At 66.2% G+C, this 25,114-nt stretch carries 26 protein-coding genes and 1 pseudogene; 16 read left to right on the top strand and 11 right to left on the bottom strand.

The window, feature by feature from the left end; all coding sequences use genetic code 11:
* The first annotated feature begins 10 nt into the window (after positions 1 to 10).
* From NIBR502772_RS18520 to NIBR502772_RS18510, 3 genes are all read left to right on the top strand, one after another.
* A complete protein-coding gene (locus NIBR502772_RS18520; RefSeq protein WP_141141257.1) occupies positions 11 to 895 on the top strand; it encodes a carbohydrate ABC transporter permease in 885 nt (294 codons plus the stop codon).
* A 53-nt stretch (positions 896 to 948) separates the two neighbouring features.
* On the top strand, positions 949 to 2,661 hold the full coding sequence (locus tag NIBR502772_RS18515) for a glycoside hydrolase family 13 protein (RefSeq protein WP_141141256.1): 1,713 nt from the start codon (positions 949 to 951) through the stop codon (positions 2,659 to 2,661).
* A gap of 84 nt (positions 2,662 to 2,745) precedes the next feature.
* The gene (locus NIBR502772_RS18510; RefSeq protein WP_141141255.1) at positions 2,746 to 3,714 is read left to right on the top strand and encodes an aldo/keto reductase family oxidoreductase; all 969 of its coding nucleotides are present in this window, start codon (positions 2,746 to 2,748) and stop codon (positions 3,712 to 3,714) included.
* 6 nt (positions 3,715 to 3,720) lie between these two features.
* On the opposite strand, the gene NIBR502772_RS18505 is transcribed toward NIBR502772_RS18510, so the two are convergent.
* Complete coding sequence (locus tag NIBR502772_RS18505; protein ID WP_141141254.1) at positions 3,721 to 4,071, bottom strand: metalloregulator ArsR/SmtB family transcription factor; 351 nt, start codon at positions 4,069 to 4,071, stop codon at positions 3,721 to 3,723.
* 111 nt (positions 4,072 to 4,182) lie between these two features.
* On the bottom strand, positions 4,183 to 4,923 hold the full coding sequence (locus NIBR502772_RS18500) for an MIP/aquaporin family protein (RefSeq protein ID WP_141141253.1): 741 nt from the start codon (positions 4,921 to 4,923) through the stop codon (positions 4,183 to 4,185).
* Between the two features lie 45 nt (positions 4,924 to 4,968).
* Here NIBR502772_RS18500 and NIBR502772_RS18495 point away from each other — a divergent pair, with 45 nt between their 5' ends.
* The 11 genes from NIBR502772_RS18495 (at position 4,969) to NIBR502772_RS18440 (ending at position 13,809) form a co-directional block, all read left to right on the top strand.
* The gene (locus NIBR502772_RS18495) at positions 4,969 to 5,643 is read left to right on the top strand and encodes a helix-turn-helix domain-containing protein (protein ID WP_141141252.1); all 675 of its coding nucleotides are present in this window, start codon (positions 4,969 to 4,971) and stop codon (positions 5,641 to 5,643) included.
* Positions 5,644 to 5,792: 149 nt separating this feature from the next.
* Positions 5,793 to 6,215 carry an arsenate reductase ArsC gene (locus tag NIBR502772_RS18490; protein WP_141141251.1) on the top strand — a complete coding sequence of 141 codons (423 nt, stop codon included), beginning with the start codon at positions 5,793 to 5,795 and terminating at the stop codon, positions 6,213 to 6,215.
* 182 nt (positions 6,216 to 6,397) lie between these two features.
* Entirely contained in the window at positions 6,398 to 7,783 is a 1,386-nt protein-coding gene (locus NIBR502772_RS18485) for an FAD-dependent oxidoreductase (RefSeq protein ID WP_141141250.1), read from the top strand.
* 52 nt (positions 7,784 to 7,835) lie between these two features.
* Positions 7,836 to 8,507 (top strand): arsenate reductase ArsC, encoded by a 672-nt coding sequence (locus tag NIBR502772_RS18480; RefSeq protein ID WP_141141249.1) that lies wholly within the window; start codon positions 7,836 to 7,838, stop codon positions 8,505 to 8,507.
* Complete coding sequence (locus tag NIBR502772_RS18475; RefSeq protein ID WP_141141248.1) at positions 8,504 to 8,926, top strand: low molecular weight phosphatase family protein; 423 nt, start codon at positions 8,504 to 8,506, stop codon at positions 8,924 to 8,926. Before NIBR502772_RS18480 ends, NIBR502772_RS18475 begins: the two co-directional genes overlap by 4 nt.
* 168 nt (positions 8,927 to 9,094) lie before the next feature.
* A complete protein-coding gene (locus NIBR502772_RS18470) occupies positions 9,095 to 9,958 on the top strand; it encodes a CoA ester lyase (RefSeq protein ID WP_104061883.1) in 864 nt (287 codons plus the stop codon).
* 301 nt (positions 9,959 to 10,259) lie between these two features.
* Complete coding sequence (locus NIBR502772_RS18460) at positions 10,260 to 10,484, top strand: DUF3188 domain-containing protein (protein WP_141141247.1); 225 nt, start codon at positions 10,260 to 10,262, stop codon at positions 10,482 to 10,484.
* Positions 10,485 to 10,528: 44 nt separating this feature from the next.
* On the top strand, positions 10,529 to 10,996 hold the full coding sequence (locus NIBR502772_RS18455; protein WP_141141246.1) for a MaoC family dehydratase N-terminal domain-containing protein: 468 nt from the start codon (positions 10,529 to 10,531) through the stop codon (positions 10,994 to 10,996).
* A 2-nt stretch (positions 10,997 to 10,998) separates the two neighbouring features.
* Positions 10,999 to 11,436 carry a MaoC family dehydratase gene (locus NIBR502772_RS18450; RefSeq protein ID WP_141141245.1) on the top strand — a complete coding sequence of 146 codons (438 nt, stop codon included), beginning with the start codon at positions 10,999 to 11,001 and terminating at the stop codon, positions 11,434 to 11,436.
* A 4-nt stretch (positions 11,437 to 11,440) separates the two neighbouring features.
* Complete coding sequence (locus tag NIBR502772_RS18445; RefSeq protein WP_141141244.1) at positions 11,441 to 12,715, top strand: sugar MFS transporter; 1,275 nt, start codon at positions 11,441 to 11,443, stop codon at positions 12,713 to 12,715.
* A 26-nt stretch (positions 12,716 to 12,741) separates the two neighbouring features.
* Entirely contained in the window at positions 12,742 to 13,809 is a 1,068-nt protein-coding gene (locus NIBR502772_RS18440; RefSeq protein WP_141141243.1) for a UDP-N-acetylmuramate dehydrogenase, read from the top strand.
* A 20-nt stretch (positions 13,810 to 13,829) separates the two neighbouring features.
* Here NIBR502772_RS18440 and NIBR502772_RS18435 read toward each other — a convergent pair whose 3' ends face one another.
* On the bottom strand, positions 13,830 to 14,339 hold the full coding sequence (locus tag NIBR502772_RS18435) for a hypothetical protein (RefSeq protein WP_141141242.1): 510 nt from the start codon (positions 14,337 to 14,339) through the stop codon (positions 13,830 to 13,832).
* A gap of 37 nt (positions 14,340 to 14,376) precedes the next feature.
* Here NIBR502772_RS18435 and NIBR502772_RS18430 point away from each other — a divergent pair, with 37 nt between their 5' ends.
* The gene (locus NIBR502772_RS18430; protein ID WP_141142155.1) at positions 14,377 to 15,474 is read left to right on the top strand and encodes a winged helix DNA-binding domain-containing protein; all 1,098 of its coding nucleotides are present in this window, start codon (positions 14,377 to 14,379) and stop codon (positions 15,472 to 15,474) included.
* Positions 15,475 to 15,686: 212 nt separating this feature from the next.
* Positions 15,687 to 16,664, top strand: coding sequence for a type IV toxin-antitoxin system AbiEi family antitoxin domain-containing protein (locus NIBR502772_RS18425; protein ID WP_141141241.1), 978 nt, complete (start codon positions 15,687 to 15,689; stop codon positions 16,662 to 16,664).
* A gap of 110 nt (positions 16,665 to 16,774) precedes the next feature.
* Here the strand turns inward: NIBR502772_RS18425 and asd are convergent, their stop codons facing one another.
* The 8 genes and pseudogenes from asd to NIBR502772_RS18385 form a co-directional block, all read right to left on the bottom strand.
* Entirely contained in the window at positions 16,775 to 17,908 is a 1,134-nt protein-coding gene (gene asd / locus NIBR502772_RS18420) for an aspartate-semialdehyde dehydrogenase (RefSeq protein ID WP_141141240.1), read from the bottom strand.
* Between the two features lie 91 nt (positions 17,909 to 17,999).
* Positions 18,000 to 18,217: pseudogene (locus NIBR502772_RS18415) on the bottom strand (NF038396 family protein).
* Between the two features lies 1 nt (position 18,218).
* Positions 18,219 to 18,803, bottom strand: a complete 585-nt coding sequence (locus tag NIBR502772_RS18410) for a dihydrofolate reductase (RefSeq protein WP_141141239.1) — start codon at positions 18,801 to 18,803, stop codon at positions 18,219 to 18,221.
* Positions 18,800 to 19,603 (bottom strand): thymidylate synthase, encoded by an 804-nt coding sequence (locus NIBR502772_RS18405; RefSeq protein WP_141141238.1) that lies wholly within the window; start codon positions 19,601 to 19,603, stop codon positions 18,800 to 18,802. The genes NIBR502772_RS18410 and NIBR502772_RS18405 overlap by 4 nt, the downstream gene beginning before the upstream one ends.
* An 85-nt stretch (positions 19,604 to 19,688) precedes the next feature.
* Positions 19,689 to 20,078, bottom strand: coding sequence for a GntR family transcriptional regulator (locus NIBR502772_RS18400; protein WP_141141237.1), 390 nt, complete (start codon positions 20,076 to 20,078; stop codon positions 19,689 to 19,691).
* Positions 20,075 to 21,724: a hypothetical protein gene (locus NIBR502772_RS18395; protein ID WP_246848580.1), complete on the bottom strand. Its 1,650-nt coding sequence runs from the start codon at positions 21,722 to 21,724 to the stop codon at positions 20,075 to 20,077. The genes NIBR502772_RS18400 and NIBR502772_RS18395 overlap by 4 nt, the downstream gene beginning before the upstream one ends.
* Positions 21,725 to 21,866: 142 nt before the next feature.
* The gene (locus NIBR502772_RS18390) at positions 21,867 to 22,835 is read right to left on the bottom strand and encodes an NUDIX hydrolase (protein WP_141141236.1); all 969 of its coding nucleotides are present in this window, start codon (positions 22,833 to 22,835) and stop codon (positions 21,867 to 21,869) included.
* Between the two features lie 10 nt (positions 22,836 to 22,845).
* Positions 22,846 to 25,095 (bottom strand): RNA degradosome polyphosphate kinase, encoded by a 2,250-nt coding sequence (locus NIBR502772_RS18385; RefSeq protein ID WP_104061897.1) that lies wholly within the window; start codon positions 25,093 to 25,095, stop codon positions 22,846 to 22,848.
* Between the last annotated feature and the right edge of the window lie 19 nt (positions 25,096 to 25,114).

Below are 25,114 nucleotides of genomic sequence, written 5' to 3'. Positions count from 1 at the left end.
TATCTCTCTAATGACCGCATCACTACTTCCACAGCGCAGCGCCCGCGTCCTCACAAAACGCCCGTCCAGCCGCGAAGGCTTCAAGATCAACTGGTGGCTCACCGCCCTGATGCTGGTGGCTTCGCTGACTGTCCTGCTGCCGCTGTACTTCACCGTGGCCATGGCGCTGAAGTCACCGGACCAGATCGGCACCGGTACAGGGCTTGCCTGGCCGAACCCGCTGAACTGGGAGAACTTCGCCGCTGCCTACGTGGCCACGAACTTCCCCCGGGCCTTTATGTCCACGGCATTCGTCACCGTTTTCAGCGTCCTGGGCTCGCTGGCCTGCAGTTCGCTGGTTGCCTACGCCATCGCGCGGAACTGGAACCACCGGTTCTTCCGCGGCTCCTTTGTGTACCTTCTGTCCGCCATGTTCATTCCGTTCCCGGTGATCATCCTTCCGCTGATCAAGCAGACGGCATTGCTCGGCCTGGACAACCCGGCCGGCGTCGTCTTCCTGCACGTGCTGGGCGGGATCTCGTTCAACGCGCTGCTGTACATCGCCTTCGTCCGGTCCATACCTGTGGAGCTGGAGGAATCGGCCCGGATTGACGGCGCCACCACGTGGCAGGTATTCCGCAAGATCATCTTCCCGCTGCTGGCCCCCATGAACGCCACGGTGGGCATCTTCGCCTTCCTGGGCTCGTGGAACGACTTCCTGCTGCCGCAGATGATGATCGCCGACCCGGCCCTGCAGACCCTCCCCGTGGTCCAGATGCTGTTCCAGGGCGAATTCAATACGGACTACAGCCTCGCGTTCGCGTCCTACCTGATGGCCATGGCACCCACATTGGTGGTTTACATCCTGGCCCAACGTTGGGTACTGTCCGGAGTCATGCGCGGGGCCGTTAAATAGCCAGACCTATCCACCCAGCAAGAACAACCCAAACAAGAGAAAAGGATCATCCTTTGTCCACCACTGCCACGCTGGCAACCCTGTCCGATTCCGATCGTCTGGCCGATCCCAACTGGTGGCGCCAGGCCGCGGTCTACCAGATCTATCCGCGCAGCTTCGCCGATTCAAACGGTGACGGCATGGGTGACATCAGGGGCATCACGGCCAAGGTCCCGTACCTGAAGGCGCTGGGGATCGACGCCGTGTGGCTCAGCCCTTTCTATCCGTCGGCCCTGGCCGACGGCGGCTACGATGTGGACGACTACCGCGACGTGGACCCCAAGCTGGGCACGCTGGCGGACTTCGACGAGATGGCCAAGGCGCTGCACGCCGCCGGCATCAAGCTGATCGCCGACATCGTCCCCAACCACTCCTCGAACCGGCACGAATGGTTCAAAGAGGCGCTCGCCGCGCCGAAGGGTTCCGCCGCGCGGGAGCGCTACATCTTCCGTGACGGCAAAGGACCCAACGGCGAATTCCCGCCGTCGGACTGGGACTCCGTCTTCGGCGGCCCGGCCTGGGAGCGCATCACCGAGCCGGACGGCACCCCCGGCCAGTGGTACATGCACATCTTCGCCAAGGAGCAGCCGGACCTGAACTGGGCCAGCCGGGAGGTCCGCGACGACTTCCTCAAGACCCTGCGCTTCTGGTCCGACCGCGGCGTCGACGGCTTCCGCGTGGATGTGGCCCATGCCCTCACCAAGGACCTCACCGAGCCGCTCATCTCCAAGGTGGAGCTGACCGAGGCCAACTCGGGGACGGACGGGTTCGACGACGGTTCGCACCCCTTCTGGGACCGGGACGACGTTCACGACATCTACCTCGAATGGCGCGAAGTCTTCAACGAGTACAACCCGCCCCGCACCGCCGTCGCCGAAGCATGGGTGCACGCTACCCGCCGTGCCCGCTATGCCAGCCCGGAGGGCCTGGGCCAGGCCTTCAACTTCGACCTGCTGCAGGCCGACTTCGATGCCGAGGATTTCCGCGAAATCATCACCCGCAACCTCGCCGAAGCCGCCGCGACCGGCGCGTCCTCCACCTGGGTTTTCTCCAACCACGACGTCGTCCGGCATGCCACGCGCTATGGCCTGCCCAAGGCGTCCAAGGGCAAGAAGCACGCCAAGGGTCAGGACGGGAAAGGCTGGCTGCTGGCTGGCGGACCCAAGGAAGAACTCGACGTGGACCTTGGCGAGCGCCGTGCCCGCGCCGCCACCTTGCTGATGCTTGCTGTGCCCGGCTCGGCCTACCTGTACCAGGGCGAGGAACTGGGCCTGCAGGAAGTGGCGGAGATTCCGGACTCCGAGCGCCAGGATCCCGCGTTCTTCCGGAACAGGGGCGTTGAGGTGGGCCGTGACGGCTGCCGGGTGCCCCTGCCCTGGAAGGTTGAAGGGACCTCATTCGGCTTTGGCGACGGCGGCGCGCACCTGCCGCAGCCGGACTGGTTCAGCAAGTATGCGGTGGAGGCGCAGGACGGCAGCGAAAACTCCACTCTGGAGCTGTACCGCACTGCCCTGAAGCTGCGCCGCGAACTGCAGGCCGGCGAGGAGCTGGAGTGGGTGGAGACCGGAAACCCGGAGGTCCTGCACTTCCGCCGCCCCGGTAGCTGGCAGTCCGTGACCAACTTCGGGGACACCGCCGTCGACCTTCCGGCAGGGACCGTCCTGGTCAGCAGCGCCCCGCTGGTGGACGGCAAACTCGGCGCCAACAGCACCGTCTGGCTGCGCTGACATAACCCAAGATCAAACAGGTGGCGGGACCCGGCCGGGCCCCGCCACCTGTGCGTCTGCCCCGGCTCATGAAAGGGTGAAGCAATGACCCAACACACCGTTCCATCCCCCGCGCAGGAACTCATCTACGGCTGCATGGGCCTGGGCGGCAGCTGGACCGACGAACCGCATCAGGTGCAGCATGTGGACGAGGCAGCCGCCGCCGTCGAGGCCGCGCTGGACGCCGGCATCACGCTGTTCGACCACGCGGACATCTACCGCAGCGGCAAGTCCGAGGCGGTGTTCGGCGAGGTTCTCGCGGCAACACCAGGCCTGCGCGACCGGATCCGGCTGCAGACCAAGTGCGGGATCCGGCTCCGCGAACGCGGGCTGGCCACACACTATGACCTCAGCCGCGAATCCATCCTCGAGCGGGTGGACGGGAGCCTGAAGAGGCTGCAGACGGATTACGTGGACGTCCTCCTGCTGCACCGCCCGGATCCCCTGACGGACCTGGCGGAGGTGGCGGCCGCCGTCGGGCAACTGCTGGCCGACGGCAAGGTGCGGGCGCTTGGGGTGTCCAACATGTCCGGCGCGCAGATCGAGGCGCTGCAGGAACGGCTGGAGGTGCCGGTGGTGGCCAACCAGCTGGAGATGAGCCTGCTGAAGCGGGCCTGGCTGGAAAGCCAGGTACTGGTGAACCATCCGGAGTCGGTGGACTACAGCTTCCCGCACGGGACCCTGGAGTACTGCAGCAGCAACGGTGTTACCGTGCAGGCTTACGGCGCGCTGGCGCAAGGGTTGTACACGGGGGCAGTTCCGGAAAACCCGACGGCGGCGGAGACTGCCGCGGCCGCGATGGTTGCGGAGCTTGCCGGTCAGTACGGCACCACCGGGGAGGCCGTCCTCCTGGGGTGGCTGATGAAGCATCCGGCCGGCATTGCGCCCGTGATCGGCACCGTGAATCCGGCGAGAATCGCGGCCTGCGCGGACGCCGCCCGCGTGGCGGAGGCCATGACCCGGGCCGACTGGTACGGACTGTGGATTGCGGCGCGGGGCGGCACCCTCCCCTGAGGCCGGTCAGAGGGTTGCCAGAAGCCCTGCTACGTCGTCAAGTGCCCCCGGAACCAGGGAGTAATAGGCCCAGGTTCCACGCTTTTCGCGGTGCAGCAGACCGGCGTCCACCAGGATTTTCAGGTGGTGGGAAACCGTGGGCTGGCCCAGGTCCAGCGGGTCGGTCAGGTCGCACACGCAGGACTCGCCCGAGGATTCGGCCTTAACGATGGACAGCAGCCGCAGTCGGTTGGGGTCGGCCAGGGCTTTGAAGACCAGGGCCTTCTGCTTGGCTTCCTCGGCCCCCAATGCGGGCGGACCTGCCGGGGTGCAGCAGGCGTCATCCGTGGCCTGATCGATTACGGGCAGCAAGTTCATGTACCCATTATGCCCGAATATTGACCATCATCAATGTATTAATCCCGCCGCTCGACCCGGAGGTGGCTACGCTCCGGAGGCTTGCCCGCCGTCGGACCGGTCGACGAAGTCTTAGGAGCTGGCCTTTTCCGATGCGTGCGGAAGAACGACGTCGTCTGCGTTGCGGGCCGCAGACGGGAACAGGATGAGCAGAAGCCCCAGGCCTACGGCCGCCCCGAGCAGTTGCGCCACGACGAACCCGGGAACTGAAGCGGGTGCGATGCCGGCGAAGGTGTCACTGAAGATGCGGCCGACCGTCACGGCGGGGTTGGCGAAGGACGTTGAGGACGTGAACCAGTAGGCGGCGCCGATGTAGGCACCCACGGCGGGGGCTGCGAGGGTGCCCCGGTTTGTGGCTGCCAGGGCGAAGATCAACAGGACGAGCCCTGCCGTCGCGACGACTTCGCCCAGCAGGTGCCCGGTGGTGGCGCGGTCCTTCACCGAGATGGAAGTGCCCACCTCAAACATGGCGTTGGCCACCACGCTGCCGCTGATTGCACCGACGGTTTGGGCAACTACATATGTGCCCAGGTCCGGAAGTGTTAATCCGGTTCCGCTGCGCCGGCCGAGGGCCCAGTCCACGAGCGAGACGACGGGGTTGAAGTGTGCGCCGCTGACGGGTCCGAAGACGAGGATCAGCACCGTCAGACCCAGAACCGTGGCCGTGCTGTTCTGCAGCAGCTGCAGGCCGATGTCGCTGGGGGAGAGCTGCTGTGCCATGATCCCCGAGCCAACGACGATCATAACGAGCAAACTGGAACCGAGTAGTTCGGCGAAGGCGCGGCGCCACAACGGCGGTTGTTGAGAAGTCATACCAACAGCTTGACTCAAGATATTTACTCAGTCAAAATTGAATCAATGATCATTGACCCAGTTGAAGTTTTCCGCGCGCGGGTCGCCAAGCATGCGGCCCTGGCGGATCCCGCGCGGCTGCGCATCGTGGACCTGCTGACCCTGGGGGATCTTTCCCCCACGGAGCTGCAGGCCGAGCTCGGGATGCCGTCGAACCTGCTGTCGCACCACCTGCGCACACTCGAAGCCGCGGGCCTGGCGACGCGCCACCGTTCGGAGGCGGACAAGCGCCGCAGCTACATCCGGCTGGCCGCAGGGGCGTTGGAGGGACTGGCCCCCGGCCGCGAACACGGCGCCCGCCGTGTCCTCTTCGTCTGCACGCGCAACAGCGCCAGGTCCCAGCTGGCCGTCGCACTCTGGAATCAGGTCAGCGACATCCCCTCGGCCTCGGCGGGCACCCACCCCGCGGACCGCATCGCCCTGGGTGCCATTGATGTCGCGAGTCGCCACGGTGTTGCTCTCGCGGACCATCCCCCGCGCCGGCTCGATGAAGTGGCGCACGATGATGACTTCGTCGTGACCGTGTGCGACAACGCCCACGAGGAAATCCTCAACCTGGGAGGGATCCATTGGTCTGTTCCGGATCCACTGCGCCTAAACACGGAGGATGCTTTCGAGGGCGCCTTCACTGACATCTTCCACCGCGTTACCGGCCTCGCGCCCCGACTGCACGCTGCCTGATAGTCCACGCCCGTAAATATTGACAACCATCAATATATTGTCCGATACTGCATACATCGACGCATATCAATGTCTAGTCGGTGTGGGTGGTGCGGACACGACGACCTCATCAAAACTGATCCACACGCAACTGATTCCAGGAGAAACACGTGAGCACCGAAACCGCCAAGAAGCCGTCCGTCCTCTTCGTCTGCGTCCACAATGCCGGCCGTTCGCAGATGGCCGCTGCCTTCCTCACCACGATTTCCAAGGGCGGGATCGAGGTGCGTTCCGCCGGTTCCCAGCCTGCGGATAAGGTCAACCCGGCCGCCGTCGAGGCCATGGCCGAACTGGGCATCGACATGTCTGCAGAGATCCCCAAAGTCCTCACCACCGAGGCCGTGAAGGAGTCCGACGTCGTGATCACCATGGGCTGCGGTGACGAATGCCCGTACTTCCCCGGCAAGCGCTACGAGGACTGGGTCCTGGAAGACCCGGCCGGGCAGGGCGTGGAGTCTGTCCGCCCCATCCGTGACGAGATCAAGACCCGCATCGAAGGACTCATCGAGTCCCTGGTCCCGGCCGCCAAGTAACCACACGCCGCCGTTAGGGAGGGGGGTGAACTGGATGGACACCGATTGCTGCACCGATACGGGCTGCTGCGACGAGGACGATCTGGACTGCTGCTGAACAGGCGCCCCGGCCTGCCGGTCCCACAAGGCTCCGGCAGGCACCCCGATCGAACCGCACACCAACGGATGAAACAGAGGACAGCATGGATCCGCTAAAGACCCTTCCCGTCGCCGTCATCGGCGCCGGCCCCGTCGGTCTTGCTACCGCAGCCCACCTGCTCGAACGTGGCCTCGAGCCGCTGATCTTCGAGGCAGGCTCGACAGCGGGATCCGCCATCGAACAGTGGCGCCACATCCGGCTGTTCTCACCCTGGCGATTCAACCTCGACGCCGCGGCCGTGCGTTTGCTGGAGGACGCCGGCTGGGAATCCCCTCGCCTGACGGCACTGCCTTACGGCGGGGAACTGATCGACAATTACCTCGCCCCGCTGGCTGCAACCCCGGAGATCTCCTCCCGGCTCCAGACCAGCGCACGCGTCATTGCCGTTACACGCCAGGGCATGGACAAAACCCACGTCCGGGACCGTGACGCCACCCCTTTCACCGTCCGGGTCGTACACGACGGCGGTGAAATCCGTGACCACACGGTGGCGGCCGTCATTGACGCCTCCGGCACGTGGTCCACCCGCAACCCGCTCGGAACTTCCGGGCTGCCCGCCATCGGCGAAGACACGGCGGCCGCCCGGATCTCCTCGCCCCTGCCGGACGTCACAGGACGGGACCGCACGTCCTTCGCGGGCCGCCGCGTCCTGGTCGTGGGAGCCGGGCACTCGGCCGCGAACACCCTGATCAATCTGGCAGACCTCGCCAAGGACGAACCCGGAACCACCATCCTGTGGGCCGTGCGCGGAGCATCCGCTGACAAGGCCTATGGAGGCGCCGACGCCGACGGCCTGCCCGCCCGCGGCCAACTAGGCGCCAGGCTCCGCCGACTCGTGGAGGCCGGAACAATCGAACTGCACACCGGCTTCGGGATCGCTGCCCTCAAAACACTGGATTCCGGCGTCACCGTAGAAGCAGTCGACGGACGCACTCTGGAAGCGGACATCATCGTCCCCTGCACGGGCTTCCGGCCGGACCTGGTCATCCTGCACGAACTCCGGCTCAACCTTGACCCCGCTGTCGAAGCACCCGTCGAGCTGGGCCCTTTGATCGACCCCGAATTCCACTCCTGCGGCACTGTCCAGCCGCACGGCGCCAAGATGCTCGCCCACCCGGAGAAGGACTTCTATATCGTCGGCATGAAGTCCTACGGCCGTGCCCCGACGTTCCTGCTGGCCACCGGTTACGAACAGGTCAGGTCCGTCGCCGCGGCCCTCGCCGGCGACCAGGCCGGGGCGGACACTGTCCACCTTGAACTGCCCGAAACCGGGGTTTGCTCCACAGACGCCGGCACCAGCTGCGACGTCCCCGCGGCCTCAATAGCAGACACTGACGGATCGGCGGAGAGCGGCTGTTGCGCCGCCCCGGAACCGGTCCTCGTTGGATTCCCCACCGGGCTGGCTCACGGCCGCTCCGGGGAACACTGACCACAACAGACCACGACGCACCGTTCCGGACGCACGCCAAGGGAGTACTGCCATGACCGAACACCAGAAAACGACGCTGGGATTGCAGGACAACACTGAAATCCTGCACCGGATCAGCGAACGCCTCGCCGAGCGTTTCACCGGGGTGTTCGCCGTCGAGACCGTCGAACGCTACGTCTTCGAGTCGTACACGGCCTTGGCCCGGACAGCGAAGATCAGCGCCTACCTGCCTGCCACCACAGAACACTTCGCCAACGACCGGCTGGCCGCCCTGGCCAAATCCAAAGGGACGGTGGTCTCCGAGGTCCCGGAGGTCCTGTTCGTTTGCGTGCAGAACGCCGGGAGGTCTCAGATGGCTGCCGCGCTGCTCACTGTTGAAGCCAAGGGCAGGATCCGCGTCCGGTCGGCAGGCTCCATGCCGGCGGCTGAGCTGGATCCAACGGTTGTGACTGTAATGTCCGAAATGGGCTTGGACCTGGGCAAGGACTATCCGAAGCCACTCACGGACGACGTCGTGCGGGCATCTGATGTCGTCATCACGATGGGCTGCGGGGACTCCTGCCCCATCTACCCCGGGAAACGCTATGAAGACTGGGACCTCACCGACCCCGCCGGACATTCCCTGGAGACCGTCCGGGAAATCCGCGACGAAATCCACGCCCGCATCAAAACCCTCGTCGGCTCACTCCTGACCGCACAACAGAAAGAAGACACCCACTCATGACCGAAAGCACCAAGACTCCCCGCATCCTGTTCGTCTGCAGCAAGAACGGCGGGAAGTCCCAGCTGGCGGCCGGTCTCATGCGGGACCTCGCCGGCGAAGGGGTCACCGTTTATTCGGCAGGCACCAAGCCGGGCAGCTGCCTGAACAACGAGGCTGTGGAATCCCTGAACGAACTCGGCATCGACATTTCGGGGGAACACCCTAAGCCCGTCACAGACGAAGTGCTTGACACCGTCGACGTCGTGATCGTCCTGGGCACCGAAGCAAAGCTCGAACCCCGCGAAGGCACCCGCTTCGAAATCTGGGAAACCGACGAACCTTCCACCCGGGGCATCGAAGGCACGGAGCGCATGCGCCTCGTCCGCGACGACATCAACGCCCGCGTCCGCAAGCTTCATGCGGAACTCACCGGCAACTGAGCTGGCCCAACGCCGTGGGTAGAGCCTGTCCAAACCGGTGGTTGAGCTTGTCGAAACCTGGGTCTCGACAGGCTCGACCACCGGCGCCGGCCGGTCGTATCTGTATTGTTCGGCACGTCCGGCGCCATGGCTTAGCGCTGGCGGTGCCCGGGCAGATACGGTAGTAGCATGACGTCACCCACCGCCACCGAGACATTACGCGCCAAGCGCAACATCCCAGCAGAAATCGCCCGTTCATGGCTTTTGGTCAACGCCATGAAAACCGACCTGTTTGACCAGTCGGCTGTTTCGCGCGCTGACTCGATCATCCTGGACATCGAGGACGCCGTGGACCCGTCGCAAAAGGACGAGGCGCGCGGACACGTGATTGAGTGGCTCAGCGGCGGCGGCCAGGCCTGGGTCCGCATCAACGATGCCACCAGCCCGTTCTGGGCCGATGACCTTGCAGGGCTGCGCGGTACTCCCGGGCTGCTCGGCGTGATGCTCGCCAAGACCGAATCAGCTGACCAGGTGACCGAAAGTTTCCACCGGATGGACGGCAAGACGCCCGTCATCCCGCTCGTGGAATCCGCTCTGGGCATCGAGGAAGCCAACAACATCGCCAAGGCCCAGGGTGCTTTCCGCCTGGCGTTCGGCTCCGGCGACTTCCGCCGCGACACCGGCATGGCGGCCACTCCCGAGGCCATGGCCTATCCGCGCGCGAAACTGGTGGTTGCCAGCCGCGTCGGCAACCTGCCCGGCCCCATTGACGGCCCCACCGTCGGCACCAACCACCCCATCCTGCGCGAGCAGACCGGCATCACCGTGATGATGGGCATGACCGGCAAGCTGTGCCTGGCCATCGACCAGACGAACGTCATCAACGAGGTCATCAGCCCCACCCCGTCGGACGTCGCCTGGGCCACGGACTTTATGTCCGACTTCGAGGCCAACGGCCGCGTCATCCGTGACGGCTCGGACCTGCCCCGCCTGGGCCGCGCCGAAAAGATCATGAAGCTCGCGGTAGCGTTCGGCGTGCAGCCCGCGCTGTAACGCCACCCGTACACCCAAGCACTGGAGACCCCGTGACCGATACCCGCTATCTGGTTCACGGGGTCTTTTGGGATGGCGCCCCGGCGCAGACGGTAAGGCACGACGGCGGCAGCCCGGCTCTGCGCCTCCAGTCACCGTCCGGGGATCTCCGGGAGGTCAGCCTCGGGGCGGGCGCCAGGCTCGGTTTTGCGGTGGCCGATCACGGCTCTACGTGGCCATGTTCGCCGACGGCGCCGCAAGGTGGGCACAGTCCCGGCCGTGCAGGAATCGCTGTTCTGAACGTGCTCGGTAGACTGTCACGGTGCTCAAAGAATTCTGGGAGTCAGCGCCCACCTCGTACAAAGTCCTGGTCTTCGGCGCCATGGGCCTCATCGGCGTCGGCATCATCCTGAACCTGATCGGCAACACGTCCGGAAACCAGGGCCTCGCCACTGCGTCACTGCCACTGATTGGGCTAGGCCTCCTGCTGCACATCGCCGGGATTGTGGTGCGTGGCCAGACCATCCGGAGGAACCTCCGCAAGTAGCCGGAATTCCGGGTGTCCCGGGGCAGACCGATAGGCTTGAGGCCATGACTATCAATCCGGACCTGCAGGGCCGCAGCTACCCTGCCGCAGAGGTTTACGACGTCGGCCGCGAGAAGATCCGCGAGTTCGCCCGCGCGGTCAAGGCCACGCACCCAGCCCACTTCGACGTCGAGGCCGCCAAGGCCCTGGGACACAAGGATTTGGTGGCACCACCCACCTTCGCCATCATCATCGCCCAGCGCGCCGATGCCCAGCTGATCGAGGATCCGGACGCCGGCATCGACTTCTCCCGCGTGGTCCACGCCGATCAGCGCTTCATCCACCACCGCCCCATCTTTGCCGGCGACCGCCTGGTTGCCGAACTGCACGTTGACGGTGTCCGTGCCATGGGCGGCGGGGCCATGATCACCACCCGCCAGGAAATTTTTGCCCTGACCGACGGTGGCAACGGGTCGCGCGAGGCAGTCGCCACCACCACCTCATCCATCCTCGTCCGCGGAGAGGGACAATAACCATGAGCCCCAGCTTCCACGAACTCAGCGCCGGCCAGGACATCGGCAGCCGCACCATCGAGGTCACCCGGACCGACCTGGTCAAGTACGCTGGCGCCTCCGGCGACTTCAACCCCATCCACTGGAACGAAGCCTTCGCCACCGGCGTGGAACTGCCCGGCGTCATTGCCCACGGCATGTTCACCATGGGTGCCGCCGTTCAGCTGGTGACCGACTGGGCAGGCGACCCCGCCGCCGTCGTCGACTTCCAGACCCGCTTCACCAAGCCGGTCCTGGTTACGGACACCACCGGAACCATGGACGCCGGGGCCACCATCGAGGTCAGCGGCGCCATTGGAAAGCTCGACGCCGATGCGGGCGCCGCCCGCATTGACCTCACCGTGGTCGCTGCCGGCCAGAAAGTGCTGATGAAGGCCCAGGCCGTCGTCAGGCTGTCATGATCCTTTGACCGTCAACAAAACTGCCGCTGCCGAGGTCACTGCCTGGCGCAATGCCGTAGTGGTTGCCTATGCCGGCAGCGGGCTGGCCTTCGCGTCCTGGGTTTCCCGGCTTCCGGCAATCCGCGACGGGCTGGACCTGACGCCCGGCACGGTCGGTTTGCTGTTGCTGTGCATGACCTTGGGATCGTTCGTCTCGGTGTCCGCATCGGGGCTGATCGTGCTCCGTCTGGGCTCCAAACGGACCATCCGCACGGGCGCCATCATGGTGGCCTGCGGCATGGCCATCACCGGATTCGGAACGTCGGTGCTGGCCACGCCGGTCGCGGTGGCCGTGGGACTTGCCGTCATCGGGCTCGGCTCCGCCAGCTGGAGTACGGCCGCCAACGTCGAGGGCGCCTCGGTGGAACGCGCGGTGGGCCGGCACATCATGCCACGGCTCCACGGCGCATTCAGCCTCGGCACCGTGGCAGGTGCAGGCCTTGGGGCGTGGGCCGCAGCCGCTTCCGTCCCGGTGTTTTGGCACCTGGCGGCGGCCGGCGTTGTGGTTGCCGTCTCGGTGACGACGGCGGCAGCCTGGTTCCGTGCGGATGTCACCCCGGTCGCGGGGGAACGGAAGTATGTCCCGGACAACTTCGAGGACCCGTTCACGGGCCCGATCCCCATTGTCACCGCCGGGGCGTCGGCTGACGCTTCCGGCGCCCCGCTGGACAACAAGCGGAAGATCGCGGAGGCCTGGCGCGACCGGCGCACCCTGCTTCTCGGAGTCATGGTCCTGGGGCTTGCCTTGGCCGAAGGTGCGGCAGGGGACTGGGTGGCACTGGCCCTCGCCGACGGGCACGGCCAGACCGACGCCGCCGGAGCCGCCGGCTACGGGCTCTTCGTGACCTTCATGACCATCGGACGGTTCGCCGGCACTGTGGTCCTGGACCGTTTCGGCCGCGTTCCCGTGATGCGCTGGTGCGCCGCGCTGGCAGTGTTCGGACTCGGACTGTTTGTGTTTGCCCCCGTTCCCTGGCTCGCCTTTGTGGCCCTGGCCATCTGGGGACTCGGCGCCTCGCTGGGGTTCCCGGTGGGCATGTCCGCCGCCGCGGATGATCCCGCCAAGGCTGCGGCCCGCGTCTCGGTGGTCTCCACCATCGGCTACGGCGCCTTCCTATGCGGGCCGCCGCTGCTGGGCCTGCTGGCTGAACACGTGGGCATCCTTCACTCGCTGCTGGCCGTGATGGTCATGCTGGTGGCCACCTTCCTGCTCTCACCGGTGGCCCGGAAAGTTACCTAGCCTTCTCCCTAAGTTAGGGTGGATAGGTGACTTCCATCCTGCTTTCTGCCCTGACCACGGCCGCCGTCGGGGGCCCCGCCGGCAAGTACATTGAGGCCAGCACCGAGGCGGAGATCATCGACGCCGTCCGCACAGCTGACGCCGCGGGGGAGCAGGTCCTCATCATCGGCGGCGGCTCCAACCTCCTGATTTCCGACGACGGGTTCCCCGGTACGGTGATCAGGATCGCCTCGGAAGGGTTCACGGTCAACGCCGAGGACTCCTGCGGCGGCGTGGCGGTAGTGGTCCAGGCCGGCCACAACTGGGATGCTCTCGTGGAACACGCCGTGCTGCATGCGTGGTCCGGCATCGAAGCACTCTCAGGCATCCCGGGGGCCACCGGCGCCACGCCCGTGCAGAACGTCGGGGCCTACGGCTCTGACGTCTCCCAGACCATCGCGGCTGTCCGCACCTGGGACCGGACCCGGAACGCGGTCCAGACATTCACCAACTCCGAGCTGAAGTTCGGCTACCGCGATTCCATCCTGAAACAGACCACGGTCCAGGGCTCACCCCGCTACGTGGTGCTGACCGTGGAATTCCAGCTCCCGCTGGGCCGGATGAGCGCGCCCATCCGCTACGCCGAACTGGCCCGCTCACTGGGCGTCGAGGCAGGCAAGCGTGCGTACTCCAACGATGTGCGCCGGGAAGTCCTGAGGCTGCGGGCATCCAAAGGCATGGTGCTGGACCCGGCCGACCGGGACACCTATTCCACCGGCTCCTTCTTCACCAACCCCATAGTCCCCGTGGACGTGGCGGCAACGCTGCCGGAGTCCGCACCGAAGTACCCCGCCGGGGCGGACGGGCTGGTGAAGCTGTCCGCCGCGTGGCTGATCGACCAGGCAGGGTTCGGCAAGGGCTACGGCCTGGAGGAGGCCAGCGCCTCCGGCGGGCGGGCGTCACTGTCTACGAAGCACACGCTGGCCATTACCAACCGCGGCTCCGCCAGCGCCAAGGACATGCTGGCGATCGCGCGCGAGGTGCGCGCCGGCGTCGTCGAACGCTTTGGCATTGAACTGCACCCGGAACCGTTGCTCATCGGCCTGACGCTCTAGCGTTCAGCTCGTCGAACGCATCAGCCTGCTTGCGTGACCGGCGCCAGGTGCCCGTCAACGGCGCCGATCAGCCGGACGTTCGTGGCCATGCCCAGCAGGGCGGCGGCCCAGCCGGTCAGCGCCAAATATGGCCCCATAAACAGCCAGACCATAAGGCCCGGAGCCGCCGGGTGGGTCGCGGCGGCAAGAATGCAAACCACCAAACCGATCACGGCGGTGGCCTGGGCGAGGAACCAGAGCAGCCGGCCGCTGACGGGATAGAGCTTCCAGTCACGGACGATGCGGACCTTGCCGCGGCCCACCCGGATACCGGGAAAAAGCACGGCGTACCCTCCGCCGAGCGACAGGAACAGGGAAGGCAAGAGGAGTTCCAGGGGTGCCTCGCCGCCGCCTCCCGGGAATCCCTGGGGCTGGAAACCAATGGCCGGGGCCAGCCCGATGGCCACGCCGGCCAGGACCGATACGGTCCCTGCCACCAGCCATGCCTGTGTTCCGCGCGCGAACAATTGCCACAAACTCCCCAAAGTCATGCTTACACCCTATCGGGCCAGGTCCTACGATGAGGACATGGCAGTGAACCGCGTAAGCCCCAAGGTGCTGGGCAGGTTACGCCTTGCCTCTCAAGGACTGCTCGGTACCGGACTCGGCTCCGTAGAGGCCGCGGTCCGCTGGATGACGGCCACGCAGGCTCAGGACCTGCAGGCCGCGCTCTGGGCCATCGGCGTCCGCGTTCCGGGCGCAGGGTTGACTGACGTGCGCGACGCGCTGGACAGCGGAAGGGTGGTCCGGTCCTGGCCGATGCGCGGCACCCTGCACCTGGTGGCTCCGGAGGATCTGCGCTGGATGCTGGACCTCACCACCGAGCGTCTTAGCCGCATCATTGCCGGCCGGCACCGGGAACTGGACATCACCTGGGCGGACATCGAGAAGTGCCGCGACGTTGCCTTGGAGCGGATTGCGGCCGGCGGTCCCGTGAGCCGCACCGAACTCTTCGAGGTGTTTGAGGCAGCCGGGCAGCCCACCTCCGGCCAGCGGGGGATCCACCTCCTGGGGACGCTGTGCCGGCACGCCTGGCTGGTTCAAGGCCCATTGGCCGGGAACCAGCAGCTGCTGGTGGCGTTCGATGACTGGATTCCGGTGTCGCGCGGGCTTGAGCGGCAGGAAGCGATCGCCGAGTTCATGTTGCGCTACTTCCGCAGCCACGGCCCTGCCACCGTCCGCGACTTCGCCTGGTGGACGCAGATTCCCCTGACCGACGTGCGGGCGGCCTTTGAGCTGGTCAGCGGGCAGCTCGTGGAGCTGGAATTCGGGGGCGTCCACTATTGGATGTCACCGGAGACTGCATCAATGCTCGACGGCGGTGTGCCCGGCCAGCGGTCCGTCCTCCTCTTGCCGGGCTTCGACGAGTTTGTGCTGGGCTACATGGACCGGAGCCTTGTGCTGGCCCCTGAGCACGCCAACAAGATCGTCCCGGGCGGCAACGGAGTGTTCAAGAAGACCGTCGTGGCAGGGGGCGAGGTGATCGGCACATGGGCGCGGGCCGGCACCAGCCGCAGCGCCGCCGTCGTGCCTGAACTGTTTGACGACGCCAAGCCACTTGGACCCGCTGCGCAGGCCGTGTTCAGCAAGGCCGCCGTACAGTACCTCGCATTCCTGGACAGCTAAGCCAGGCCCCATTCGCCGCCCCGCCGAACACGAGCGGTGCTGCCGAACACGAGCGGCCCTGCCCCGCAAAAGCGGTGCGGGGCAGCACCGTTCCTGCGGGGCAGGGCAGCGAATGATGCCGGAAGAAGCGGATGCGTGTATTTCTGCGGGGGTTGTCCACATAATGTGCCCGCGCTCTACCGGGGCCAGCCGTGGTCCGAGAACCTTGGACCATGAATGGCGACAAAGTCCGTGTGCTCCTGGATGGGCGCTGGCCAGCCTTCCCCGTTGCCTCCACGCAACAGTTGGACGCGGCAGGGCTGGACGAGCGGGTCCTGACCGCGGCAGTCCGCGCCGGAACCATCCTGCGCCTTCGACGCGGAGCTTACGTCCGGAACGCTGACTGGAAGGGAGCGGAGCCGTGGACCAGGGACGCCCTGCGGATCCAGGCGCACTTCCTGTCCACCGGCGGGGCCTGCCGCTACAGCCATATCAGTGCCGCCAGACTGCATGAGTGTCACGTCTGGGATGCCGGGCCCATGATCCACGTCACCACGGCCTACGCCAACTCGACGAAAAGTGCCGGCACGGACGTCCGCACCCACCGGATGGACCTGCAACCCGTAGACGTGACAACACGGTGGAGCATGGATGGCAAAGAGATTCTGGCTACCGGCATTGAACGGACCGTCCTGGACTGCGCCCGTATCCTGCCACTGGAGCAGGCAGCCGTGATCGGCGACCACGCGCTGCGCAAGGGAGCCGGGATCGACAGCATGCGGCAACTTCTGGACGTGGGACCCGTCAAACGCGGGAACCGGCGGGCGCTGGATCTGTTGGCGGCCCTGGATGGGCGGTCGGAATCAGTGGGGGAGACCCGGACCAGGCTGCTGCTGCGATCATTCGATCTGCACATGTTCATTCCGCAGTTCGAGATTCAGACGCCAAGTGGACAATTCAGGGCAGACTTCGCGGATCCGATGACCCGCATAGTGATTGAGTTTGATGGCAGCGGCAAATACACCGACCACAGGCCCACGGAGGAGGTGCTGCTCGCAGAGCGTCGCCGGGAGAACGCACTGATCGAAGAAGGCTGGCTGGTCCTTCGACTTGAGTGGAAGCACTTGGCGTATCCGGCAGAAGTGCGGCGCCGGCTTTTGGCCATGATGGATCGGTCCAGGATCTTGCGTGCGTCAGGCTTGGCGTGCTGAACGCAAGGACGCGTGCTGAACGCAAAGACGGCTCTGCCCCGCAAAAGCGGTGCGGGGCAGCACCGTTCCTGCGGGGCAGGGCCGTTCGAGTGGCGGGGAACCGCGGGGAGTTACAGGTTCCCGGTGGCGATGTTGAGCATGCGGCGCAGCGGCTCGGCGGCGCCCCAGAGCAGCTGGTCGCCAACGGTGAAGGCGCTGATGTACTCAGGGCCCATTTCCATCTTGCGGATGCGGCCCACGGGGATGTCCAGCGTGCCGGACGCGGCCACGGGGGTCAGGCCCGCCATGGAGTCTTCCTTGGTGTTCGGGATGACCTTGGCCCACTCGTTGTCCTCGGCGAGGAGCTTCTCGATCTCGGCCACGGAGAGGTCCTCGCGGAGCTTGAGCGTCAGCGCCTGGGAGTGGGAGCGCATGGCGCCGATCCGGATGCACAGGCCGTCCATGATGATCCGGTTTTCGTCCGAGGTGCCCAGGATCTTGTTGGTTTCAACCCCGGCCTTCCACTCTTCCTTGGACTGTCCGTTGCCGAGGTCCGCGTCGATCCACGGGATGAGGGAGCCGGCCAGGGGCACGCCGAACTGGGTGGCGTCGATGTCGGAGCGCTGGTGGGCCAGGACCTTGCGGTCAATTTCCAGGATGGCCGACGCCGGGTCGTCCAGTTCCGAGCTCACTTCGGCGTTGAGCGTGCCGAACTGGCTGAGCAGTTCGCGCATGTGCCGGGCGCCGCCGCCCGAGGCAGCCTGGTAGGTCATGGACGTGCCCCATTCGACGAGGCCGTTCTTGAACAGCCCGCCGAGGCCCATGAGCATGCAGGAAACGGTGCAGTTCCCGCCGATGAAGTCCTTGGTCCCGTTGACCAGGCCCTTGTCGATGACGTCGCGGTTGATCGGGTCCAGCACGATGATCGAGTCGTCGTTCATGCGCAGCGTGGAGGCGGCGTCGATCCAGAGGCCGTCCCAGCCGCGGCCACGCAGCTCGGTGTGCACGCGCTTGGTGTAGTCCCCGCCCTGGGCGGTGACAATAATGGGCAGCTTAGCCAGCGTGTCGACGTCGAACGCGTCCTCAAGCTTGCCGGCGGCAGCACCGGCAATCGACGGCGCGGCACCTCCCGCGTTTGACGTGGAGAAGAACACCGGGTTGATGTTGGCGAAGTCGCCCTCGTCCTGCATGCGCTGCATCAGGACGGAGCCGACCATGCCGCGCCATCCGACCAGGCCGACGGAGGGGGTAGCTGCTGTAGTCATCCGTCCAGTTTAGACGCCGGAACGAGCAGGTCGCAGTCGGTTACGTCACTCGCGCCGGGATGCGTACGAGCGGCGTGCGGGGGAACAGGCGTCAGCTGCGGTTGGTTTCCGCCAGCACCGCGGCTTTGCGGAGTCGCAACGCGTAGAAGGAGCCGAAGGCAAACACCTGCGTCACCACCACCAGCACGATGGCCCCGCGACCTTGTTGCCGCCCAGGATCATGGTCAGGCCCACGATCGCAGACAGCAGCGCGAACAGCGGCAGCAGCATGTAGCCCAGCACAAACAGTGTTTCCGGTTTCTTCAACATCTCAGCCCTGCGTCCTAATCCATTTGGTAAACCTGTAGCGCGTTCCGTTGGCTGCCGTCAGCCATCCGTCTGGCGGGACGGACGCGGCCGCCTCCCAGGTTTCGTCGAGGTCTGGAGCGAACGTGTCGCCGTCGGCCTCCACATCGATGGTGGTGACCACCGCGACGTTGGCGAGTCCGGTGGACTGGCGGAAGACTTCCCCGCCGCCCAGGATCCACACGGTCCCGCCGCCGTCGACGAACTGCGACTCAAGGAGGGCATCATCCAGGGAGGGGACCACGACGGCGCCCACCGCCTCGGGCGATTCGCCCCAGTTTTTCTGCCGGGTGATCACAATGTTTGTCCGGCCGGGCAGGGGACGGTACTTGTCCGCGAAGGACAGCCACGTCTTGCGGCCCATGATCACGGGGTGCCCCATGGTGAGCCGGTTGAAGTGCTTGAGGTCCTCAGGGAGGTGCCAGGGCATATCGCCGTCCTTGCCGATCACACCGCCGGACGTCTGCGCCCACACAAGGCCGACACCGGTCACGGAACCGGCGAGTTCCTGCGTGAAGTCCTGGGGGTCTGCTGCATTTTCGGTGCTCATACGGCAATCGGGGCCTTGATCGTGGGGTGGTGCTGGTAGCCCACCACTTCGAAGTCCTCGAGTGTGTAGTCGAAGATCGACGCCGGCTTCCGGGTGATCTTCAGCTGCGGGTATTCATACGGTTCCCGGTCCAGCTGCTTCAGGACCTGGTCCATGTGGTTCTCGTAGATGTGGACGTCGCCGCCTGTCCAGACAAACTCGCCGGGCTCCAGCCCCACCTGCTGCGCAATCATGCACGTCAGCAGGGCGTAGGAGGCGATGTTGAAGGGGACACCCAGGAACATGTCCGCCGAGCGCTGGTACAGCTGGCAGGACAGTTTGCCGTTGGCCACGTAGAACTGGAAGAACGCGTGGCACGGGGGCAGTGCCATGTCCTTGAGCTCGGAGACGTTCCAGGCAGACACGATGTGCCGGCGCGAGTCCGGGTTGGTTTTGAGGTTCTCCACCAGCTCGGCGATCTGGTCAACATGGCCGCCGTCAGGGGTGGGCCAGCTGCGCCACTGGACGCCGTAGACGGGGCCGAGTTCGCCGTTTGCGTCGGCCCACTCGTTCCAGATGCTGACGCCCTGGTCCTGCATCCATTTGACGTTCGATTCACCGCGCAAGAACCACAGTAGCTCCACCGCCACGGACTTGAAATGCACGCGTTTGGTGGTGATCAGGGGGAAGCTCCGGCCAAGGTCAAAGCGCAGTTGACGGCCGAAAACGCTGGTGGTTCCGGTGCCCGTGCGGTCGGATTTGTGCGTGCCATGGGCCAGGACATCGCGCAGGAGGTCTTCATAAGGCGTCGGGATGCTCACGGCTAAAGTCTACCGGGCCAAGCCCTGCCGGCCCCGCAATGGTCCCGCGGCCGGCCTCAGTGTTGGCCGCCGGCCGCGCATCGGATCAGCCCTTCCTCAGCTTGCCGCGGACCAGATCGAGCAGCAGCTCATCGGTGAGCCGGGCGTCGCGGCCGGCATTGACCAAAAGGTCGACGGCGGCAGTCACCGCTTCCGGCACCGGCCCGCCTGCCTGCTGGGCGCCGACCGGTGCCGGCTGCGCGACGACGGTGCCGTTGCGCCGTCGGGATTCAATGAGTCCGGCAGCCTCAAGTTCCTTGTACGCCCGCGCGACCGTTCCGGCGGCGATGCCCAGATCGGCGGCCAGGCTGCGGACGGTGGGCAGCCGGCTTCCGGCGGTGAGTGTTCCGGTGGCGATCAGGGCGCTGATCTGCGAGCGGATTTGTTCATACGGCGGGGTTGCCGAGCGCAGGTCCACGGAGACGCCGGCGTTCACGGCACCCCTTCCCGGACAGGCTTCACCGGGGCGGCCGGAGTCCGGGCGAAACCCTTGACCGGGATGACGGCGATCACCACGCCGGCAGCCGCGAGCAGCACCCCGGCAATGATGGTCGGCTGCCACGGGGCTGCCCAGGTTGTTGCCGGCAGGCCCAGCAACGGCGGCCAGGCCTGGCTTGCCGTCATCAGCAGCACGCCCGCCTGGGCTGTGCAGTACGCGGCGAACGTCCGCACCACACGATGGACCGTGATGGCCCGCAGCGCGGCGTCCAGGCCGTGGATGTCGGTGGATATGCTGCGACGCCTCCGGGCCGCAACAACCGGCAGGCTGGCGATGGCCGCGACGGCCGCCGTCGCCACCGCCGCGACCACCCAGCCGGGAGAACCATCGGGGGCCGTGCCGCCCGGGCGCAGAATACCGTCCAGCCCAGCCTCACGCAGTTCCCATTCCCCCGCAGCAGTCAGCACCGTGATCGCGACGAAGAGTACGACGGCGACGATCGCCGTGGTGAGCAAAGCCGGGCTCACCACCTGCCGCGGCCATGTCCGCGGTATCCCGTGGGTGCCATAGCTGCGCTGGAGCAGCAGCTCGCCAGCCCCAGCCACCAGCAGAACGGCTGCCGCCATCAGCGCGACAAACAGCACCGGCAGCCCCGGAAGACCGGCGCCGAGAAGAAAGAATCCCAACGGGGCGGCGAGCAGCGTGGCCAGCCCCATGGCTGCCCCGAGGGAAACAACGAGACGGGTTGCCGGATGCGCGGCGGCCGGTGATCCTGAGAGCGCTGCCCTGTTCCCCTTGCCGTTGACCTGGACGCTGGGCAGCTTGGGTGGCGCCCACCCCCACATGACCAGCAGCACCACGAACGCCGCGAATCCGGCCGGGTTGGTCCAGCTGGTTACATTGGCGGCCGGATCGGGCCGGGCAGCAAAGTTGCCTGCCACCGCGGCAAGCCCGGCGGCGATGGTTGCGACGGTCCTCAGGAGCCTGTTCATGGCGATGGACCGCAGCAGGTCGTTCTCCGGTGCATCCAGGGCCTCGAGCTGCCTCCGGTGGCTGATGAGTGTGAGCACCAGCGCGGTTCCCAACGCGAGGGTTAGCCAGGCGGCGCCCAGGCAGGCGGCCAAAACGAAACCCTGGATCCGGCCGTCCCCACCGGTGCGCCTGAAACTGCCGGGGTCTTCCTGCAAAGCGCCATACGGGATGGCGTCGTAGGCCGGAAGGCCAGCCACAAACCCGATCTGCAGCGCCGAACCGACAAAGATCGCAGCGACAGTCCAGGCGAGGGTACGGGGCAGGTAGTCCCGGACGCGGCGGATCTCCAACCAGGCCAGCCGGCGCGGGAGCCGGGGTCCGGGGTAGCTCAGCTGCCCCACGGCATGGACCGCCACGCAGCCCAGGACCGGCCACGCCAAAGCTCCGAGGATGCTTGTGGGCGTGGCCAGGGCGGGCGATGTGTTGCCCGCCGGAAGGATGCCCGCAGTCCACGCGGGCTGCAGGGAGCTAGCCAACCATCCGATCACGCCGATCCACAGCGCATGCTGGGAAACCGTCACGGCTGTGGTCCCGCCGCCCGGGGCCCTGATCACCCACCGCAACAGCAGGTACAGGCCGGCGGCCAACAGGAACGGCCACAACATGACCATGGGCGGCACATTGTGAACCGCTAATTCGAGACCGTCGACGCCCGGCACATCATCCCCCAGATTTTGCGCATCAATGTACTAAGTATTTGATACAAACATCTCGGGGTCAACAGGCTGCGTCGCGGCCGGGCGTGCCGAAAACCTAGTCGTCGAAGGGCTTGAACTGCTCCACTGCCACGACGCGGCGCCTGTTGTCGATGGCCACGTGGCACACCACCAGCTCACCAGGGGACAGGTACGGGTCGGCGTCCGGCAGAAGCGCGCGCACGCGGCCGGGCATGTGCTTGCCCAGCTGGCCCAGGATGGTGGGCAGGGCGGGGCGGTGCGTGCAGACGGCGACGGGGCGTGCCTTCTCCAGGAGCGACTCAATGGCGGCAGCGGTTTTTTTGGGGGTCCTGGCGTGCCGGTGTTCCGTCAGCGCTTCCACCAGTTTGACCTTGGCCCCTGTTGCCCTCAGGTATGGCGCCACGGTTGACACGCAGCGCTGCCAGGGACTCGTCACCACGCGGGGTGGCTTCCAGGCCTGCAGCAGCCGGCTGACGGCCTGCGCCTGCCTGATTCCCGTCGCGGCCAGGGGCCGTTCACCCTCGGCTTTGGACCAGGACGAGCGGGGCTTGGCCTTTGCATGCCGGACCACAATCAGCGGCCACGTGTTCAGGTCACCCCGGCCATGGGCTGCCCGCAGGTACTCCAGGGGAACGACGTCGGTCGGATTGGACAGCAGCCCCGCGGCCGTTTCAGGGGCGCACCACACCACGCGGTCCACCTCCTTGCCGTCGGGAACGAGGCGGGCTCCGTTGACGTGGACCGCCCAGTAGTGGACCACCTTCAGTCCAGTCGCCACCCGGTAGTGGATCGGCGGCAGCGGAATGCCCAGGGGTGCATCAAGTCCGATCTCCTCCTGCACCTCACGGGCCGCGCATTCGGGAAGGGTCTCGCCGGCGTCGATTTTGCCCTTGGGCCAGGACCAGTCGTCGTACCGCGGACGGTGGATCAGCAGGACTTCGAGACCTTCAGAGTTGATACGCCAGGGCAGCGCCCCGGCTGCGACGACGGCGACTGCCTCGCCGGGATGATCTGTTTGGTCTGCTACGAGGATGTCGCTCGCCAACGCCGCAGCCCTACCGACGGCTCAGGCTGCGCTGGCGGGTGCGCGACGCCAGCAGCCAGGACTGGATGTCGTCGAGGTGGCTGCCGTCGTCGGCAATGTGGTGCCGGTTCCATAGACCCTGGCTATCCAGATGCCAGCTGGCGGTCTCCGGATCCATGTAGCGGCGCAGCAGGTTAAGGACGTAGCTGATGTCGTCGGGATTGGACAGCTGGACAAGGGCCTCGACCCTGCGGTCCAGGTTCCGGTGCATCATGTCCGCCGAGCCGATGTAAACCACAGGATCGCCGCCGTTGGCAAAGGCGAACACCCGGGAGTGTTCCAGGAACCGGCCCAGCACGGAGCGCACTGTGATGTTGTCACTGAGGCCCGGAACGCCGGGACGCAGCGAGCAGATGCCGCGCACAACGACGTCCACCATCACGCCGGCCTGGGACGCGCGGTAGAGGGAGTCGATGATGGCTTCATCCACCATGGAGTTGACCTTGATCTGCACCCTGGCGGCCAGCCCGGCCCTGGCGTTGCGGATCTCGGTCTCGATGCGGTCGATCAGCCCGGAGCGGACGGAGCGCGGAGCAACCAAGAGCCGCTTGAACGTTGACTTCGGAGCATAGCCGGAGAGCTGGTTGAACAGCTTGGACAGGTCCTCGCCCACCTGGTCGTTCGCGGTCAGCAGGCCAAGGTCCTCGTAGTAGCGCGCGGTCCTCGGGTGGTAGTTTCCGGTGCCGATGTGGCAGTAGCGGCGCAGCCCGTCCACTTCCTGGCGGACCACCAGCGACAGCTTGCAGTGGGTTTTCAGGCCCACGATGCCGTAGACCACGTGGACGCCCGCCTGTTCCAGCTTGCGGGCCCATGAGATATTGGCCTGCTCGTCGAACCGGGCCTTGATCTCCACGAGGGCCAGCACCTGCTTGCCGGCCTCGGCGGCATCGATCAGGGCGTCAACGATGGGGGAGTCGCCCGAAGTCCGGTACAGGGTCTGCTTGATGGCCTGGACCTTGGGGTCCGCGGCCGCCTGTTCCAGGAACGCCTGCACGGACGTGGAGAAGGAATCGTACGGGTGGTGAAGCAGGATGTCGCGGCGGCGCATGGCCGAGAAAACGTTGGCGGCCTTGGACGTCTCGGACTCGTTGAGGAACCGGGACGTGTGCGGCATGTGCTTGGGGTAATGAAGGTCGGCACGGTCAATCCCGGCAATGACGGACAGGCCGCGGAGGTCCAACGGAGCCGGGAGCGAGTACACCTCGGACTCGTCCACTCCGAGCTCACGGATGAGCAGGGCCCGGATGTTCGGGTTGATGTCGTGGGTGACCTCGAGGCGGACGGGCGGGCCGAACCGGCGGCGCAGCAGTTCCTTCTCCAGCGCCTGCAGGAGGTTCTCGGCGTCGTCCTCTTCCACTTCGAGGTCCTCGTTGCGGGTGACGCGGAAGATGTGGTGTTCCAGGACTTCCATGCCGGCGAAGAGCTTGTCCAGGTGGACGGCAATGACTTCCTCAAGCGCGATGAAACGCGCCACGCGTCCCGCGACCGCCCCGGCCCGCGGACCGTCGATGGAGATCAGGCGGGGAAGCTGGTCCGGAACCTTGAGGCGGGCGAAAAGTTCCTTGTCGCTCACGGGGTTGCGGACCACCACGGCCAGGTTGAGGGAGAGGCCCGAAATGTAGGGGAACGGGTGTGCCGGGTCCACCGCCAGCGGCGTCAGGATCGGGAAGACCTTTTCGGCGAACATGGCGCTGAGCTGCTGTTTGGCGGTGTCGTCCAGTTCGTCCCAGTGCATCAGGTGGATGTGCTCGTAGGCCAGGGCGGGGCGGATCTGTTCGGCGTAGACCTGGGCATGGCGCTGCTGGAGTCGGTGGGCTTCGTCCCCGATTTTCTCCAGCACCTCCACCGGGCTGAGGCCGGCAGGGGAGGGCACGGCGAGGTTGGTGGCGATGCGCCGCTTCAGGCCCGCCACCCGGACCATAAAGAACTCGTCCAGGTTGGACGCGAAGATGGACAGGAACGCCACGCGTTCCAGGAGGTGGAGCGTAGGATCTTCGGCGAGCTCGAGGACACGGGAGTTGAAAGCCAGCCAGCTGAGCTCGCGGTCCAGGAAACGGTCCGGCCGGATGTCCCCTTCGGGCACAAGATTGGGCGCAAACTCGGGGATGTCGATCCGGTCCTGCGTTGCGCGCGAGGCAGGGACTTCGGATGAGCCGAAGCGCGCGCGCACCGGCGCTGAAGCGCCCTCGGACGTGACTGTTCCGGCGGGTTCCGGTTTCATGGTCTCTCCTCTTACCTGG

Source organism: Pseudarthrobacter sp. NIBRBAC000502772 (assembly GCF_006517235.1).
In the GTDB taxonomy this organism is placed as follows: domain Bacteria; phylum Actinomycetota; class Actinomycetes; order Actinomycetales; family Micrococcaceae; genus Arthrobacter.
Note: the sequence above shows the minus strand (reverse complement) of the source record. Positions and strands in the feature narration are given on the sequence as shown.